The sequence below is a fragment of the Gemmatimonadaceae bacterium genome (genome assembly GCA_036496605.1).
Taxonomy (GTDB): domain Bacteria; phylum Gemmatimonadota; class Gemmatimonadetes; order Gemmatimonadales; family Gemmatimonadaceae; genus AG2.
This window is the reverse complement of sequence record DASXKV010000051.1, coordinates 92,739-110,669: the sequence shown is the minus strand read 5'-3', so window position 1 is coordinate 110,669 and position 17,931 is coordinate 92,739. Positions and strand designations below refer to the sequence as shown.

General features: G+C 62.2%; 17 protein-coding genes. 7 read left to right on the top strand and 10 right to left on the bottom strand.

Going from position 1 to position 17,931, the window contains the following annotated elements:
- Positions 1–193 precede the first annotated feature (193 nt).
- Complete coding sequence (locus VGH98_20675; protein ID HEY2378406.1) at positions 194–319, bottom strand: hypothetical protein; 126 nt, start codon at positions 317–319, stop codon at positions 194–196.
- Here VGH98_20675 and VGH98_20670 point away from each other — a divergent pair.
- The 7 genes from VGH98_20670 to VGH98_20640 all read left to right on the top strand — a co-directional run bounded on the left by VGH98_20670 (position 318) and on the right by VGH98_20640 (position 6,331).
- Complete coding sequence (locus VGH98_20670) at positions 318–998, top strand: hypothetical protein (protein HEY2378405.1); 681 nt, start codon at positions 318–320, stop codon at positions 996–998. The genes VGH98_20675 and VGH98_20670 overlap by 2 nt on opposite strands.
- Positions 999–1,371: 373 nt before the next feature.
- On the top strand, positions 1,372–1,647 hold the full coding sequence (locus VGH98_20665; protein ID HEY2378404.1) for a hypothetical protein: 276 nt from the start codon (positions 1,372–1,374) through the stop codon (positions 1,645–1,647).
- 374 nt (positions 1,648–2,021) lie between these two features.
- Entirely contained in the window at positions 2,022–2,588 is a 567-nt protein-coding gene (locus VGH98_20660; GenBank protein ID HEY2378403.1) for a prepilin-type N-terminal cleavage/methylation domain-containing protein, read from the top strand.
- 2 nt (positions 2,589–2,590) lie between these two features.
- Positions 2,591–2,968, top strand: coding sequence for a prepilin-type N-terminal cleavage/methylation domain-containing protein (locus VGH98_20655; GenBank protein HEY2378402.1), 378 nt, complete (start codon positions 2,591–2,593; stop codon positions 2,966–2,968).
- A complete protein-coding gene (locus VGH98_20650) occupies positions 2,962–3,927 on the top strand; it encodes a prepilin-type N-terminal cleavage/methylation domain-containing protein (GenBank protein ID HEY2378401.1) in 966 nt (321 codons plus the stop codon). Before VGH98_20655 ends, VGH98_20650 begins: the two co-directional genes overlap by 7 nt.
- Before the next feature lie 7 nt (positions 3,928–3,934).
- Complete coding sequence (locus VGH98_20645; GenBank protein HEY2378400.1) at positions 3,935–5,068, top strand: hypothetical protein; 1,134 nt, start codon at positions 3,935–3,937, stop codon at positions 5,066–5,068.
- Positions 5,069–5,209: 141 nt separating this feature from the next.
- Positions 5,210–6,331: a hypothetical protein gene (locus VGH98_20640; protein ID HEY2378399.1), complete on the top strand. Its 1,122-nt coding sequence runs from the start codon at positions 5,210–5,212 to the stop codon at positions 6,329–6,331.
- Between the two features lie 155 nt (positions 6,332–6,486).
- Here VGH98_20640 and topA read toward each other — a convergent pair whose 3' ends face one another.
- From topA to VGH98_20595, 9 genes are all read right to left on the bottom strand, one after another.
- Positions 6,487–8,928, bottom strand: a complete 2,442-nt coding sequence (topA, locus tag VGH98_20635; protein HEY2378398.1) for a type I DNA topoisomerase — start codon at positions 8,926–8,928, stop codon at positions 6,487–6,489.
- 39 nt (positions 8,929–8,967) lie between these two features.
- Positions 8,968–9,294: a DUF494 family protein gene (locus tag VGH98_20630; GenBank protein HEY2378397.1), complete on the bottom strand. Its 327-nt coding sequence runs from the start codon at positions 9,292–9,294 to the stop codon at positions 8,968–8,970.
- Positions 9,295–9,324: 30 nt separating this feature from the next.
- Entirely contained in the window at positions 9,325–9,888 is a 564-nt protein-coding gene (locus VGH98_20625; GenBank protein HEY2378396.1) for a shikimate kinase, read from the bottom strand.
- Entirely contained in the window at positions 9,845–11,065 is a 1,221-nt protein-coding gene (gene aroC, locus VGH98_20620; protein ID HEY2378395.1) for a chorismate synthase, read from the bottom strand. The genes VGH98_20625 and aroC overlap by 44 nt, the downstream gene beginning before the upstream one ends.
- An 88-nt stretch (positions 11,066–11,153) precedes the next feature.
- Positions 11,154–13,661 (bottom strand): hypothetical protein, encoded by a 2,508-nt coding sequence (locus VGH98_20615; GenBank protein ID HEY2378394.1) that lies wholly within the window; start codon positions 13,659–13,661, stop codon positions 11,154–11,156.
- A 36-nt stretch (positions 13,662–13,697) separates the two neighbouring features.
- The gene (locus tag VGH98_20610) at positions 13,698–15,689 is read right to left on the bottom strand and encodes an AMIN domain-containing protein (protein HEY2378393.1); all 1,992 of its coding nucleotides are present in this window, start codon (positions 15,687–15,689) and stop codon (positions 13,698–13,700) included.
- The gene (locus tag VGH98_20605) at positions 15,686–16,519 is read right to left on the bottom strand and encodes a hypothetical protein (GenBank protein HEY2378392.1); all 834 of its coding nucleotides are present in this window, start codon (positions 16,517–16,519) and stop codon (positions 15,686–15,688) included. Before VGH98_20605 ends, VGH98_20610 begins: the two co-directional genes overlap by 4 nt.
- Positions 16,516–17,157: a type 4a pilus biogenesis protein PilO gene (gene pilO / locus VGH98_20600; protein HEY2378391.1), complete on the bottom strand. Its 642-nt coding sequence runs from the start codon at positions 17,155–17,157 to the stop codon at positions 16,516–16,518. The genes VGH98_20605 and pilO overlap by 4 nt, the downstream gene beginning before the upstream one ends.
- A gap of 2 nt (positions 17,158–17,159) precedes the next feature.
- Positions 17,160–17,924 carry a PilN domain-containing protein gene (locus VGH98_20595; GenBank protein HEY2378390.1) on the bottom strand — a complete coding sequence of 255 codons (765 nt, stop codon included), beginning with the start codon at positions 17,922–17,924 and terminating at the stop codon, positions 17,160–17,162.
- Positions 17,925–17,931: the final 7 nt, after the last annotated feature.

The following is a 17,931-nucleotide window of genomic DNA, read 5'->3' as shown; positions in this document are numbered from 1 at the left end:
CAATGTACGTCGCCGGCGTTGAGGTTGACCATCGCAGAACGCCAGAAAGTCTCGCGAAACGCGAAGCGCAGGAACCATTGCGTGCGCTGACGCACCAGAAAATAGTGGCGTAACGAGCACTCATTCGGACAGCGCGTTCCGAACGATTTCGACACCATGACCGGATTTTCGCAGCGTGCAACGAACTCTCTCATTAGGAATGGCGCTTGCCTAACCATTGGCGCGCGGGACGCCCGATCGTCAGGGCACGCCCGTTCTGACGCGCCGCAGTGTACGCGTGCGCCGATGACACGTTCACGATTCCCGAGGACTTTCGCATGCACGTATCGACGCTGGTACGGCGGAGCGCTGCCCTGCTCGTGGCCCTGGTGGGCGCGAGCGCGTGCTCAGATGCCACGAGCGCGCCGCCGGCCGCCGAACGGCCGGCATTCGATGTTCAAGCTCTACAGCCTGAGGCGTCGCGATCGAGCTCCGACTCGAAGTCGTCGAAACAGGATGGCGGGGATGACGTCGCAACGCTCACGATCGATCCGAACGTCTCCCGTACGTATGCCTTTGGGTCGAACTGGATCTACTTCCCGGCTCAGTCTATCTGCGACCCCGCGACATCGGGTTATGGAGTGACGCAGTGGGATTCGCCCTGCACGCCCGTGAATCATCCGATTCAGGTCACGGTACGTTGGTCGAGCAAGGGTGGCTACGCCTTCGCGCAATTCTCGCCGGAGTTGCGTTTCGTGCCGGCGGATGCGCGGACTGTATATCGTTGGGTTGTGCTGTCCTTGTACACGGACCGGCAGCTTCATACGTCCGGCGCGTACAGCATTCTGTACGACGCCGGTGACGACGGATACGTGGACGAGTCCATCGCCGATCCAACGCTTCGTGCATGGCTCGACCCGCTCCACAATACGGTGTATCGCCGAGTGAAGCACTTCAGCGGCTATATGGTCGCGGCTGCGTACTCAGGGTTCGGAGGGATCGGCGATGCTTCCTATTGAGCTCCCAACACTCGACAACAACTTCCGATTGCTGCAGCTACCGGCACCGCCGCCCCAATGTGACAAGCGACCGACGGCTCCGAGCCCCTCTTCGGGCTACATCATCGCGGTCGGATAACGCAGTCGCCTAACCGCAGCGAAGCGTTGATGGACTTGTCCATCAACGCTTCGCTGTCGTTCGGCATAAAGGGAGCAAGTCGAACAATGAGAGGCGAAGCGCTCGCGCCGTGGGTGCCACTCCCTCCCGGTCGTCCCCGTTGTCGACATTTTGGTGCGGCGTTGGCGAAGGTGTTGCAATTGCATCCTGTGATACCCGCTCGATGCTGAACGAACAGCCGAGGGGTTCGCGAAGGGACCGCAGCGAGATGGCAACATGTCGTACCTCATTCACGAGCACACCGCACGCGTAAGAGCCCGCGACGGCACCGAATACCGTCCGCGTACATGTGCCGACGTTCGCGGCGATGGCACTTGGAGTGGCTGGATTGAATTCGTTCCGGCCGGCGGCCGCGGAATCGTGCTGTCAACCGAGCAGGAGACATCACAGCCCGATCGCAAGGCGGTCGAATACTGGGCGGGAGGGCTGGAACCAGTCTACCTCGAGGGAGCTCTCGAGAGGGCTTTGAAGCTGGCAGCGATCCGCTCCTAGCAGACGACGTCCCGCGAGAGCTTGCGCCGTCTGGCCGTTCCTGCGCCGGAACGATAAACATCTGCACGTTACCAGCAGATTGCACGATCGCAGGCAATCTGCGGCGCGGAACGCAGGTTCATGAGCCGCAAGACGATGCCTAACGTCAGCCTATTTCGTGCTTTCCGCTGGGTCATTTCACCCGACGAAAAACTGCACGTGGCTATCGTGTAGTCCTCGTGACAGTTAGGCAAAGACGCACTTGCTCATGTGCGCCCATGTCGTTCCGAGTTCAAGCGTTTCGGCAATTGGTACGAGGATTGACTCTGGTAATGTAGTTTGGCCGCACACTGTAAGGATTCTTTTCACTAATAACGTTCCAGCGAGGTCTCACCATGCTGAAGCGACGATGCTTCGCGGTGTCCGAGCTCGATTGCAAAACGTCGATCGCCCTTCACGGCATCGCGTTGCCACCGCGGCACGACGATAGAACGGGCGCCTACCACCGAGCCGCATTCACTATCCTCGAGCTGGTCGTCGTCATGACGATCGCTGGCGTCATTATCGCGATCACTGGCAAGAGTGTTTCCGGCGCCTTCTCGGGCAACTCGCGCAGTTCCGCGACGCGGGTCGTAAGCGCGACGCTCTTTCAGGCTCGCGCCATTGCCATTCAGCGCAGCCGGCAATCCTGGTTCGTGCGCAGCGGCAATACCCTAAAAGTCCTTGGTGACTCGTTAGGTGTCCACGTCCAGCTTGGGAAGACGGTCGATCTCGCGCAGCGCTTCGGCGTGACGCTCAGCACCGTGGCGGCGCCAACCGTCACCGACACGACCGTCTCGTTCGACTCGCGTGGCCTGATCACCGGCACGCCGACCTCCCTCAAGATCATCGTCAGCAAAGGATCCAAATCCGACACCGTGTGCGCAACGGGGCTGGGCAACACGCGCGCAAGGGGATGCTGACGATGCCCGCTCAGCTCGAACCCAACAAGCAACACCGAATACGCGCGCGGCGCGGCTGGACTCTCGTCGAGCTTCTCGTCGCGTTGATGGTCTTCTCGGTGGGCGCACTTGCGATGGTTGCCACGTCGGCGAACGTCATCACGCTAATGACGGCCGCCAAGAACAGATCGCTCGCGGCCTCGCTTGCCGAGGCGCGTTTCGAGCGTATGCGATCGCAGTCGTGCTCCGCGCACACGTCGGACTCGGCCAAGACCAACGGCATCAACCAGACGTGGACAGTGGTGAACCTCGCCCGTGCCGACGACGTCACGGTTCGAGTGACCTTCGTCGCCAATCGTCGGACCCAGACGCGCATCTATAGGAGCTTCATCTCATGTTGAAGCCAGCCACGAGACGCGCCGACCGACCGGCTCGCGCGGGTCTCACGCTCATCGAGCTCATGGTCTCGATGGTCCTGCTTGGCCTTTTGGGTGGCCTGATCATCGGCTTCCTGCTCAAGCAGGACCGCTTCTACACGGGCGCCAACGAGATACTGCTCACGCGGACGCAGGTAAGACAAGCAGCAGTGATGATGCCGAGCGATCTCCGCTCGATTTCCGGCAAGGGTGGCGACATCTACGCCATGAGCGACACGTCGATCGAGTTCCGAGCGACATTCGGCAGCTCCTTCATCTGCTCGAGCACCAGAGCGAGCTCGCAGATCGCCATTCCAGCGGTCACGCTCGCGAAAGGCTCGGCGCTCACGGTCTGGTCGCGGCAGCCGAGCATCGGTGATTCACTGATGCTCTACGTGGATTCGACCAGCACGTCGGCGAAAGACGATACGGTATCGCTACACAAGATCACGGCCACGGGCATTGCCTTCTCGAATGCGAGTCCTGGCTGCACGTCCGCGAGCGGGCTGATGAAGTCGACGGACGTTTCGGGGTCCAATCCGAGTTTCAACTTTACTCTCTCGCCGACGCAGTCCGCGACCGTGAGCACGGGCGCGGCGGTGCGATTCTTCAAGAAGGTGCACTACAGTCTGTACAACGCGGCCGATGGTTCCTGGTATCTCGGCTATTACGACTGCATCACGGGCCGAGTGCCGGTGTGCAATGCGATCCAGCCGATTGCGGGGCCGCTGCGCCCGTACGTCAGCGGACACCCGGAGCTCGCCGGTGTGCGTTTCACGTACTACGACACCCTCGGTAACGTGACGGCGACCAGGACGAGTGTCAGCCGGATCAGCATTCTTTTGCAGGGTCAAGGAACACGAACCATACAGCTTGCCGGGGGCTCGCCGCAGACGTTCCAGGATTCGCTGCGCGTCGAGGTCGGCCTCCGCAATTGGAAATGAGGACTTTATGAACGCAATGACGCGTAGCCGCCGCGCTGGTATGGCGCTGCCGATGGTGCTTGGCGCTATCGTCATCGTCGGGACGCTGATTACCGGCGTGATGTATCTCGCGACGCAGGAGTATCGCGTCGGCGCGAACACGCTCAACGAGGCGCGCGCCGAGTCGGCGGCCGAGCTGGGACTCAACCGCCTAACGAGTGACTGGGATCAATCCAAGAACACGTCGATGGTCACCGGCGACACGCTCCGAGTGAGCTATACCGACGTCGGCGGCGCGAGCGTGAACGTGTTCGTGACCCGTTTGGCGGGCCCCTTCTTCTGGGCCGTCTCGGAGGCGCAAACGCGCGGCAACAGTCTCCAGTACGGTTCTCGGCGCCGATTCGGCTCGTTATTCCGCCTGAACACGCCGGCCCTCAACTTTCTCGGCGCGGTGACGGCGGCCGGCAATGTCAAGGCGAGCGGCAACGTGACCGTGAGCGGAAACGATGCCAACCCGTCTGGATGGGCTTGCAGTACAACGCTCACCAACGTGCCTGGCGCAGTCCTCAGTCCCACGGCCACTGTAACCTTCAACGGTGTGGCGACCGTCAGCGGCAATCCGCCCTACACCACGAATGTGGCCGCTAACGACACGAACACGTACTTCAATTACGGCGGCTTGAGTTATTCATCGCTTGCGGCGTTGGCGAACATCACGCTCGGCAGCGGGACGTACAACGGCATGGGTCCCGTCGTGAACGCTGGCGTCTGCCAGAAGACCAACACGAGCAACTGGGGCGATCCCGTACGACACACTCCCGCGGCGGCGTGCGAGAGCGATTTCCCGATCATTCATATCACCGGCGACGCGCATCTCAGTACGGGTGCCGGGCAGGGAATTCTGCTCGTCGACGGCGACCTGACTGAATCAGGAAACTTCAGCTTCACCGGCGTGGTGATCGTGCGCGGTACGATTCGCTCGAGTGGCAACAGTAACGCCGTCATCGGCGTGGAGATGGCCGCGGCGGTCGACCTCGGTGACGCGGTGACGCTCAGCGGAAGCACGAACATTCAATATTCGTCCTGCGCGGTCCAGCAGGTTCTGTCGGCCTCATCGAATCTGACGACGGCGAAGGGTCGAGCCTGGGTGAATCTCTACTAGGTCGAACGTCTCCGGCACCGAAGACCAGTATGTTGCCGGGTTAGCGCACCAGGACAATTCAAGTTGCCGGGCTCACCACCGAGGTCCGCGATTCACTGCGGGTCGAGTTGGGCTCCGCAATTGGAGGATTATATGAACGCGATGACGCGTAGCCCCCGTGCGGGAATGGCCTTACCAATGGTGCTCGGCGCAATCGTGATCGTCGGGACGTTGATCACTGGCGTGATGTATTTGGCGACGCAAGACTATCGCGTCGGCGCCAACACGCTCAACGAGACGCGGGCGGAAACGGCTGCCGAGTTGGGGCTCAATCGCCTAACGACCGACTGGGATCAATCGAAGAACACGACGATGGCCGTTGGCGACACGCTCACGAAGAGCTATACCGACGTGAGCGGGGCCACCGTGAACGTGTTCGTGACCCGCTTACCCGGGCCCTTCTTCTGGGCGGTGTCGGAGGCGCAAACGCGCGGCAACAGCCTCCAATACGGTGCTCGGCGCCGATTCGGCTCGTTATTCCGTCTGAACACGCCGGCCCTCAACTTTCTCGGCGCGGTGACGGCGGCCGGCAACATTCGCGTGAGCGGAAACGTCAACGTGAACGGAATGGATGCCAACCCGTCTGGATGGGCTTGCAGTGGATCGCTCACCAACGTGCCGGGATCGGTCATCACGCCGACGGCGACGACCACGGTCAACGGTTCCGTGACGATCAACGGGAATCCACCGTTCACCACCAGTGTTGCAGCTGGCGATTCGAATACCTACTTCAATTACGGCGGATCGACTTATTCATCGCTTGCGGCGTTGGCAAACATCACGCTCGGAGGCGGGACATACAACGGCATGGCGCCGGCGGTGAGTAGCGGCGTCTGTCAAAAAACAAACCAGAACTGGGGCGATCCCGTCCGCCACACTCCCGCGGCGGCGTGCGAGAGTTACATGCCGATCATTCACATCACCGGCAATGCGACACTCACTAACGGTACTGGACAGGGCATACTACTGGTCGACGGCGACTTGACCAAATCAGGAAACTTCAGCTTCACCGGAGTGGTGATCGCGCGCGGCACGATCCGATCGAGCGGCAGCAACAACGGCATTATCGGCGTCGAGATGGCGGCGGCGCTCGACGAGGGTGATGCGGTGACGCTCTCCGGAAGCACGTCGATTCAGTATTCGTCCTGCGCGGTCCAACAGGCGCTGTCGGCTTCCTCGGCACTCACAACGGCGAAGGGGCGCGCCTGGGTGAATCTGTACTAGCTGGGCAGAGGGCGGCGGGCAGAGGGCAGAAGGTAGAGAATGCCAGAGGGCCGTAGGCAGAGTGCAGAGGGCGGAGGGTCCGAACGGCTTCGCGACCCGCGCTCTCTGCCCTTAGTCCCTCTACCCTCAGCGCCCTACCCTCTGTGCTCTGCCCTCTACCCGGCAAGCGCCTCCGCCGAATCTTCCTTTTGCGGCACATCCCACTCGTTGCCGCACTTGAGGCACTTGCGGTATTCGCCGCGCGCCTTGCTGAACTTCACTTCTGCGCCGAGATATCCGCACTCGGGACATTTCTCCGCGACGGGTTTGTTCCAGACGACGAAGTCGCAGTTCTCGTTCGAGCACGCGTAGAACGCCGTGCCGCGCTTCCGTGAGCGACGCTCGACCAGCTCGCCCCCGTCCTTCGGGCAGAACACACCCGTCGGCATCGAACGCGTCCCGCGGCATTTGGGGAACGTGCTGCAGCCGAGGAATTGACCGCTGCGTCCTTGCCGAATGACCATCGGCGAGCCGCAGAGATGACACTTGTACTCGGTCATCACGGGCTTCGCACGCTCGCCCTTGAGTGGCCGCGTGTACTTGCACTTTTTCGGATGGTTCTCGCAGGCGAGGAACGGGCCGAAGAAGCCGCCACGCGGCTCCAGCTTTCCGCCACAGTCCGGACAGCGCAGGTTCGCGACCTCGGACAGATCGTGCGCGGCCGCGATCAACGCGCCCGCGTCGACCTTGTTGAGTGACTTCTCAAATGGCTTATAGAAGTCCTTCAATACCTTCTGCCACTCGAGCTCACCGCCCTCGATCTTGTCCAGCTCTTCTTCCATCTCCGACGTAAAGCTCACGTTGAAGATGTCGGGGAACTGCTTGACCATCACCTTCTCCACCGTCTCACCCAGCTCGGTGGGGAAGAAACGCCGCTGCTGCAGCTCGACATACCGCCGATCGGCAAGAACGGATATGATCGATGCGTACGTCGAGGGGCGGCCAATGCCTAACTGTTCCAGCTCCTTTACCAGGCTCGCCTCCGAGTACCGCGGGGGCGGCTCGGTAAAGTGCTGCGTTGGCGTGATGCCCCTGCATGGCACATTCTCGCCGACGGCCACGACGGGCAGCGCCTGCTCGTCCTCGAGCGTCTTGTGCTCGCCTTCCTCGTGCGCCTCACGATAGAGCACCAGATAGCCCTGGAACTTCACGATCGAGCCGGTGGCGCGGAACAGATAGCTGCGACGGCCAATGTCCGGCTGCTTCGATGCCGGAATGTCGAAGTCGACTGTCGTGGTATCGAATACCGCCGGCGCCATCTGCGACGCCATGAAGCGCTGCCAGACCAGTTGATAAAGTTTGAACTGGTCGGGCGTGAGATGACGCTTGATGGTTTCCGGTCGGCGTGAAGGATCCGTTGGCCGGACGCTCTCGTGCGCGTCTTGCGCGTTCCCCTTGTTCTTGCCGTACAGCTGCGGGCCGGCGGCGAGGAATTCCTTACCGAAGAGCGTGTGCAGGTATTCGCGCGCCTGTCCCGCCGCGATTTCGGCCACGCGCGTCGAGTCGGTTCGCATATACGTAATCAGACCGACCGCACCCTCGTCGCCGAGATCCACTCCCTCGTAGAGATCTTGAGCGACGCGCATGGTGCGCTTCGACCCAAACGAGAGCTTCTTCGCTGCCTCCTGCTGTAACGTCGACGTCGTGAAGGGCGCCGCCGGATTCTTGCGTCGCTCGCGGCGCTTCACATCCGTGACCGTGAAAGTCTTTTTGCCCTTCAGGTCACCGAGGATGCGATCTGCCTCCGCCTTGTTCGGGATCTCGGCCTTCTTGCCGTCGATGTGATGAAGCTTGGCCGTGAATTGCTGCTTGTCCTTCTCGAGCAGCGCCTCGACGGTCCAGTACTCGACCGGCTTGAACGCGCGAATCTCGCGCTCGCGCTCGACGATGAGTCTCAGCGCCACGGTCTGCACGCGGCCCGCAGACAGCCCCTTCTTCACCGTCCTCCATAGAACGGGGCTCGCCTTGTAGCCGACGAGCCGATCGAGCACGCGACGCGCCTGCTGTGCCGCGACTTTTTTCTCGTCGATCGACCCCGCTTGCTCGATGGCATTCCGTACCGCGTCCCGCGTGATTTCGTGAAAGAGCACGCGCTTGATCGGTACGTTCGTTGCGCCACGCTTCGGCTTGATTTGGAACGCAACGTGAGCGGCAATCGCTTCGCCCTCACGATCAGGGTCGGTGGCGATAAAGACTTCGCGTGAATCCTTCGCGGCGCTCTTCAGCTCCGCGATCGTCTTTTCCTTTCCAGGAATGGGAATGAGCTCCGGCTCAAACCCCTTTTCGATATCGATGCCGAGCTTCTTCTCGGGTAAATCCATGATGTGGCCAACGGTCGCGCGAACGCGATATCCGCGGCCAAGGTACTTGCCGATGGTTTTCGCCTTGGCGGGCGATTCGACGATGACGAGCGACTGAGATCCAGCCGGCGCTGGAGAAAGCTCGTCCTCATGCACTTCGGCCGCGACGTGCCGGCCTCGCGTGCCCTTGCGGGACGCGGAGCCAGTCGCCTTGCGAGCCGACGTGCGGGTTCTAGTACCGGTTTTTCGAGCAGCCATTCTGGGCAGCCTTGGTCTCGAGTACGGAGTGATGCCTTACTAATGAACGGTTTGGTTGTCGCCCCCCGACGTTTGATCTTCGTAGCCCGCGCCTTCCATTAGAGAACGCAAATCATCCAGCGCGATACGACCGTCGATCTGCGCGAGCGCGCGCTCGATGATGTGCTCTAGGTCAGCGGCACTCAGCGCACCGCTGCCGTTCAGCGCCAGCAAATGGCCCCACGCTTCTGGAGCGAAGCGGCCGCGCTCGTGTGGACCGAGGACTCTAAAATTCAAGGAACGAAAAAGGTTATTGGTCCAAAAGCACGGGGAAACATAGACGACCAGAGCAAGGGAACCGTGCCCAAATACTCCGGCAATGGTCAATCCAGCGCACGTCGGCCGCAAGCGACTCTATTACCGCGTGCCCAGCGCGAGGGACGAAACTTTCTTGATAACCTCTTCGACGCTAAGAAGTTCCGCCTCAATTACATGGTCGGCAGACTCGTATGCGGCCTTCCGCGAGTCCAGCAACCTGCGAATCTCGCCGAGGGGATCCGGACGCATCAGTAGCGGCCGGCTGCTCCGCTCGGCACCCAGACGCTTGAGCGCGGTTTCTGGTCTCACGCGCAGATAGATCAGGCGCGCTGGTGGTCGAATGAGGGCTACCACCTGCGGGTTGGACACCCACCCGCCGCCAGGTGCGAGAATCATGTTGCCCATCTGGCTCAGCTCCTCGGTGAGCGCGCGCTCGAGCTCCCGGAAGTGACCCTCGCCTTTCTCGCCGAAAATCTCGGCGATCGTCTTACCCTCCCGACGTTCGATCTCGTGATCGAAGTCGAGGAACGTACGCGCGAGTCGCTCGGCGACCGCCTTTGCCACCGTTGATTTACCCGCGCCGGGCAGCCCCACCAGTACCAGATGCGGCCGCCGAGGATCAGCCGCCGATACGGGATTGGAGGTACGAAAGGTAGCCGTCATAGTTACGCCTCGTCTCCGCAAGGGAGTCACCACCGAACTTCTCGAGGAAAGCCTGAGCGAGCACCAGGGCCGCCATTGCCTCCGCGATTACACCCATAGCAGGAACGGCGGTAACGTCGCTTCGCTCGGCGACTGCGGCGGCAGGCTGACCGGTGCTGACGTCCACGGTGGCCAGGGGCCGCATGAGGGTAGAGATCGGCTTCATCCCTACATGTAAGACGAGTGGTTCCCCGTTGGTGATACCACCCTCGAGCCCACCAGCGCGGTTGCTGCGGCGCCGTACGTTTCCAGCGAGGGGACGTTTCGGCTGTGGGTCGATCTCGTCGTGAACCTCGGCGCCGGTGCGATGCGAGGCCTCGAAGCCTATTCCGATCTCTACGGCCTTCACCGCGGGAATGGACATGAGTGCGCCGGCGAGTCGTCCGTCGAGCTTCCGATCCCACGATACGTGTGATCCGAGTCCGACGGGAAGGCCATCGCAGATGACTTCGCAAATTCCGCCGAGTGTGTTTCCCTCGCGCTTGGTGACATCGATTTTCGCGATCATGGCCTGCTCAGCGTCCGAATCGAGCGTACGCAGCGGCGATGCATCGGCCGCCGCGTTGATGTCGTTTGGCATGGGATCGGGACGCTTCGCATCGATGCCGCCGAGGTGGATGACGTGACTCCCGATCGAGACGCCGAATTCGGTGAGGAACCGCTTGCATATCGCCGCGGCGGCGACGCGCGCGGTCGTTTCGCGCGCCGACGCGCGCTCGAGAATGTCGCGAGCATCCTCGCGGTCGTACTTCAGCAAACCTGAAAGATCCGCGTGGCCCGGGCGCACGCGTGTGACGGCCCGCTTACGTTGGATAGAAGGTGGAGGGTGGAGGGTAGAGGGTGACACCTCCTCATCGCGAAGCGCGGGATCCATGATCTCCTGCCAGTTTTTCCAGTCGCGATTGTGAATCAACATCGCGATCGGCGAACCGATCGTCTGGCCGGCGCGCACGCCCGAGAGAAACTCGACAGCATCTTTCTCGATCTGCATTCGTCGGCCGCGGCCATAGCCCTGCTGGCGTCGCGCAAGCTCGACGTTCACTTGGTCGGCGACGAGTGAGAGACCGGCGGGCATCCCCTCGAGAATGGCGAGGAGCGCTGGGCCGTGCGATTCGCCGGCGGTGGTGAAGCGAAGCATGTGGCGGACTATAAGCGGAGAAAGTCCCGCCTCAAAACGGCAGAGGGTAGAGGGTGACAACCCTCTACCCTCTACCCTAGCCCCTCGCCTACGGACCCGGCTTGATATCGGTGGCGGTGAGATCGATGACGACAAGCCCGGCACTCGAGAGACCGAACAGCTTGAGCAGAGTTCCCGGCGGATCGCCGGGGAACGGACGACTCGCGCGTAGTGGGCCATACAGATTGCCCTTCAACGTGAGCCTCCCACGCTGGAGGAAGTACGCGATGTCGATGATCTCGATGTGCCCATCTTGCGACCCGGCGAATGCCAGTCGATCAGTCGAGACTGTCGCATTGCCGTTGGCACCCGGATGGAATGCGACGCCGGCGCCATTGTCGAACGAGTTGTATTTCCCTTGCAGACGCAGGTGGAAGGGATTCTGAATCGCCGCGAAGTACGATTCATTGCCGTGCGCGGCCAGGGTCGTGCCTGTGCTGTCCACGGCGACGCCGAAGACTCGTTCGTTGGCGTTGTCGATGAGGTCCGTGACCGCGACGCCTGGCGAGAAGAATCCCGGCATGGCGCAGCAGGCATCGTTCACCATCATGATTCGGCCCGCGCCACCAGTGTTTCCTTCGCCGAATGCCACCCAGGTGTGATCGCCGCTCTCGGCGAGGAACGTGGTATCGGTGAGCGCGAGTGAATTGATGTCGAGGTTCGCAATGAGCTCCGCGTCGCTCGTACTACCAAGCTTGGAGACGGCACTCACGACGTCGGAATCTTGCCCCACGAGATTGCCGGCCAGCTGGCCATACGGATGGTCGTAGACCGTGAGCAGATCCGATTTGATCGTCCCAGTGAATTTCGTGATGAACGCGGAGTCGATGTTGAAGAGCACCCACTGCGCGCTTCCCGAACCAGTCGACGTCCCATATTGCCAGATTTGCTGAGGGTCTGGCACCGGGAGCGCTGGATCGAGCCAGCGAATCGTACCCGCGGGTGCCGACGCAGTCGGCATCGTGGAGTAGAACACACGACCAGCCTTTGACACGGCGAGGTACTGCGGACGGTCGGAGTAGCTGACCGGCCCTTGCAGCGAGAGCGTGATTCTTCCCGTGTTGATGTCCTGCGTCTGGCTGACGATGAACGCGTACGTGTTGCGCGTGAGAATTCGCTGGCTGAGGACTTCGGCTTTCGTCCCCGTGCCGACATACACGCGACTTATGTTCGTACCGCCGGAGTTAGCGACGTACAGCGTGTCGTTGCTGTTGCCGAACGCGAGTCCCCACGGCTCCGACCCGACCGGGATACCGCTGCTTGCGAAGGTCTTCGTCGAGCCCTGCCAGATCTCGAGTCGATTGTTGTTGATGTTCGACACGAACACGTTGCCGTGCGCGGTATCGATTGCGATGTCACCGACGGTCGTATTGATGCCGCCGTACGGCAGCGGGTATGTGCGACCGTACACGACGACTGTCGTATCGGTCCAGGCTCGGGCCATCGTCGGCTGCGCGACGGTCGTTCCATTCGAGACGGAGTACCCCTTCCTCCCTAACCGGTCTATTGCAAATGTGCTGATGCGCAGGTTCCGGCCCTGCTCCGCGTTCGTGAGCGGCAGGTGAACCCACTGCGAGACGTTGTTGAGCGGAGTTGCAACGGCAATGCTATCGCGTCGAATCTCGACGCCGATACTGTCCTTCACGATGACGCCGGCCGTCACCGTGGCGCTCGATCCGGACGAGTTCACGAGCACGGAGTCGGTGAGCTCGATGCGCGGCGACACCACTTGAGTCACCAGTGGCGGCGTCGTGTCCTGACCCTTCACGAGCAGAGTCAGCAACGCGATCGAGCCGGGCTTGCCGTTGACGTCGATGCCCGACGCCGTGAACTGTAGGCGCCCGCCGACTGGCGCGTTCAACGGAACGTTGACGCTTCCAGTCCAGGTGGTGTCTTTCGGGCCTAACGGGAAACTGCCAGTCGTCGTGTAATTGACTGGTGTCGGCCACGCACCCAGGCTCTGGACGTTGATCGTCAAGCTCGCCACGCCGTCGGCATGCGTCGCATGGGCAGTGACGCCCATGTCGCCACCGGCGAACACCTGCGTCGTCGGCAGCGGCGTGATGAAGTTGACTTTGGGTCCGGTGACGACACGCACCACAGCCGTGTCGGCGCCGGTCTTCGACGAGTTGTCGGTAGCCGTGGCGACGACGACGAGGCTGTCCAGCGACGTATCGACTGGAGTGGCAGGGTGCAGATAGCGCCGGATCACCGTGTCGCGGAGTCCCGATCGGAATCCGCCGACGGTAATTGGGTTATACCGATTGCTGATCGACAGGGTACCCAGATCCGCGCTGCCGTTGACCGTCAGGCCGAACAGCTGCACGCTCGCAATCGAGGAATCCTCGACGACGTGCACGGCAACGAGAATCGAGTCGCCGACGTTGACGGGACTGGGCTGCAGCGTGTCGATCGACACCACTGGGGCACCCTTCACCCCTCCGCCACCCGATCCACCACCGATAAACGGATTCAATGGCGTACGCTGGTCGCACGAGGCGACCAGCGCAACCGCGGCAACCACCGCCGCGCATCGTATCAGATGAACTCGCTTCATAGGTACACTCCGGTCAGCCGTCGTGTCGGATCCGTCTTAGCGACGGATCTGGTCCGACGGCTGCTGACCGTCGTCGATGATGTGAGGCGTGATGAGAATCAGCAGATCGCGCTTCGCTTCCGTGCGCTGTGTGACTCCGAAGAGCTTCCCGATCAGCGGGAGGTCGACCAGGAGAGGGATTCCGGATTTGGCGAGTCGGATCGTGGTCTGGGTGAGTCCACCCATGACCGCCGTTTCGCCATCGCCAACCAGGACCTCATTGTCGACGCTCTGTCGCGGGAACACCGCGCCGATATCGCCGCCGAGATCCTGCACGTCCGAGTTCTCGACGTGCACGCGCATCTGGATCTGGCCGTTGGCCGTCACCCGCGGTGTCACGGTGAGGATGACACCCGTTTCCTGAATTCGCACCGTCGCCTGCGGGAACGCACCGTTGGCCGTTCCTCCCGACGACGCGTCGATGACGCGAATCGGGACCTGAGTGCCCGCGGTGAGGTTGGCCGTCCGGTTGTTGAGCACACTCGCACTGGGCTCGGCCTGCACGTCGAGAAGCGATACTTGCTGGAGCGCTTCGAGGAACGAGGTGAAGTCGAAGCCACCGATCGCGGTCGAGTAGACGAGCTGCAGCGCCGCCGAAGGCACGCGGGCCGCGGCATTCGCGATCGCGGCGAGCTGATTGCCGCCTAACGCGATCGAATTGCCCGTGTTCGTGGCGCCGCTGGAATCCGTCCGCTGGACAATGTCGCTGAAGAACTGCGCCTGACTCCCGAGATCGTACCGCAGGCCGAGACCCTCGAGTTGCGTGCGATCGACAAGAACGATCTTCGCTTTGATGTTCACCTGCGGCTGGCGCAGGTCGACGCTCTTGGTGTACGACTCGAGCTCGTCGAGGTTCGTGGGGATGTCGGTGATGCTGATGCTGTTTGTGAGTGAGTCGGCGGTGACTGCGCCTCGTATCGGGCAGTTGGGATTCAACTGAATGGCGGGCGTCCCGTTGGGCTGCGTCGGGGTCGGTGCGGCGCCGCCGATGGTGACGCGGCTGCAGTCGCGCGACAGACGCTCCTTCACCATCTCGGCGACGGTGGTGGAGCGCGCGTAGTTCAAGCGCAGCGTCCGCGTCAAGAGCGGCTCGGCGTTTTGGCGGCTGACGAGATGCGAGAACGTGTCGACGATGATGATGCCGTTCTGATCTTCGACGGCATCGAAACCATTCGCGTTCAGAATGGCGCGCATCGCGACGTCCCACGGCTGATTCGAGATCTCGGCCGTGACGTTGCCAGTCACTTCCTTCGCGGGGATGATCGTACGTCCCGAGAAGGCAGCGAAGGCAGCGAGCACGTCGTGAATGTCGGCATTCTCCCAAGCGATCGTGATGCGTGGCTGCTGCGAGCGTTGCTGCATCGACGTGAATTTCGACGCACCAAGGGTCGGCTCACGGCGTGGCTCGCTCACCTTGGCTGTCGGCGTGCGCGATTCCGTCACCTCGACTTTGGCCGCGCGGTCGGCGATCGTGCTCGCTGGCATGTCGTAGCCGATGTGCCATGGCTCGAGGCGATCGCTCTTCCCTTCGACCGAGACACGGACTTCGTTCTTGCCGCGCACGACCGCATAGGGCCGCGCGCTCTCCAGAGTGAGCACGACGCGGACGATATTCTTCCGGTACTGCGAGTAGCGCACGTTGGTGATGCCAGCGCGCGCGATTCGATCGTACACTTCCGTCGGGATGCCTAACGTGGCTCCATTGATGTCGATGACGATCTTGTCCGGATTGCTGAGCGCGAAGTTCTCGACCTCGACGGGTCCGTCGACGCCGATGATCATCTCGGTGCGATCGGTCGTGGGGACGACACTCAGCGAGATGACCGCCGGTGTGCCCGGCGTTCTGGATTCGCGGAGGCCGCGGGTGTCGTGTTCCGCAGGGATCGAGCGGCCGGCCGCACCCGGCGTGGCGCTCGCGGGACGTGCCGAAGTCACGCTCAAGCCGAGCGCGACGAGGGACGTCGTGACCAGCGTCAGGCCTCGAATCATCTGTGCCTCACTCTCGTGGTGTCACCGAGGACGAGCGAATCCTGACGATTGAAGCCGAACTCCTCGATGGTGAAGATGATGGTCTTGGGTTTGATCTGCGTGACGCGCATCCGGCCAAGGGTCATGCCGGTCGTGACGCGCCACTGCCCACCCGCGATGTCGCGGAGGATGGCGACGGGGCGACGCCCCGATAAGTCATAGAGAATTCCGGTCAGGCGTAAATCGCTGAGCGTTGGCCGGAGATCGCTCGTTGTCATGAGCGAGACGAACGGATCGCGACGCGTGTCGCGCGCGTAATCGAATGATTCGCGCATAACGGGCGCGTCGACGTTGGTATTGTTGGCGGTGTTGGTCGCGGGCTTTGCCGTGCCTTGCTGCACCACCGTCGATTGGTTCGACGCCGGCGACTGCGCGGGCGCTGGTGCCGGCCGCGCACCGGGCGCCGTCGGCACAGCCTGACCCGTCTCTTTCGCAAGCTGCGCGTTCTGCGCGGCGGCGGCGTTCCGGGCGGCCTGGATCGGGCCAGCGCCTAACGGGGCAGACGGCAGGATCGCGGGTCCGCCCGATTGGGCGGGCGCCATGGCGCCGACGACTTTCGCGGCACCATTCGTATTGGGCGTCACGTTCTGAGCCACCTGACGAGGCGACTTGGCCGCGTGCGGCTTGGCGGCCAGCGCCGTCGAATCCGTCGGCGAGCTGAGATGCAGCAGCGCGAGCAGCACCACCCCGAGCTTGAGCAATGAACCGAGCTTGCTCAACACGAGGTTGAACTTGTAGGCGATCGCCGCGATGAGAACGAGGACGGCGCCAATGCCATTCACCTTCTTCATGGAGCCCCCTGCCTCGTCGGCTTCGCGGTCTCGCCCGAGGTTGCGGCGGCCGGCTGCACGCCGCCGTGCGCGACGTATGTCTGAATCTCGAATCGCGCGTCGAGCAGTGATTCGCCGGAGCGCGCTTTCTTCTCGCCCTTTCCGCCGGTGACGATGAGATTGATGTTCATCGGCGCGACGATACGATCGAGGGTCGCGATATTCGTGAGGAACTGCGCGATCTCGTGATAGCCGCCGAGCACGCCGACTTTGTATTTGTAGGTATCGAACTCCTCACCTGGCTGCGGTCCGGCTGGCGCGACGTCCTGAAGCTCGAGACCGGCGCGCCGCGCCGCCGTGGAGACTTGGTCGAGCAGCGCCGGGACTTCGTTCGTCGACGGCACCAAACGACTCAGCAGAGCGAGATTGCGTTCGTAGCGCTGCGCGTCCTTCCGCGCGCGATCGAAGGCGCCGGCCTTGATGTCGGCCTTCACCTTGTCATTCATCGTCTGGAGGGCGGTGACATGCGTGTCCAGCGTCGCGATCTCCTGCGCCTTGTCGCCGAACATGTACATGAAATACCCACCAATCGCGCCCAGTGAGAGCACGATCACGATGAGCAGAATCTGATCGCGTTGCCTGGTAGGAAGGAGGGCCATGGTTACTTCTCTGACGCGGTCAAAGGAATACGCTTAATCACCGACGTATCCGGACGGGTGTACGTCACGTCGAGTGTGAACTGCGTCACGTCTTTTCCCTGATCCTGCGAGAGCTGCGAGTTGTTCAATTGCACATCACCGAAGAAGGGCGACGCCTCGAGCTGTCGCATGAAGCGCGTGAGCGCCTGGATGTCGGGAGTGAGCCCGATCATTCGAATGCGCACTTCGTCGCGTGGCACCTCGACGTCGACCTTCTTTGCTTTCTTGCCTTTCTTCTCGTCTCCCGTCTCCGGCTTGGCGCCGGCGGCGACGTTCACGGAACCCTGGGGCGTTCCCATGAATGAGAGCGAGGAGAGCCAGGTATACGGAGGCAACGCCTTGCTCACTTCGTCGAGCACGTGCGGCCAGATGAACCGGTCCTCGTCGATGGCGCGGATGAGGTTCATCCGGCGCAACAGCGTGTCGCGACGCGCGTCCGCGCGCTGACGTTCCTTCAACGCGGCGGCATAGCGCGACGAATCGGCGAGTGCGGCTTGCTCGGCCGCATTGAGCGAGGAGACGCGCTGCTCCTGGTAGAGATAGGTCGTGCCGACGACCGCGACGCTCAACACGACACTGCCGACGGCGCTGATCAGCCACGGATCACGAATCTTCTGCGTGATCCCGGCGAGCAGCGCGCCGAAATTGATCTTCCTCGCCGCGCCGCCACTACCGCTGCGGCCCGACTTCTTCTTGCCCGATCCGGGGAGGAGATTGATTTCGATCATGAGAGGC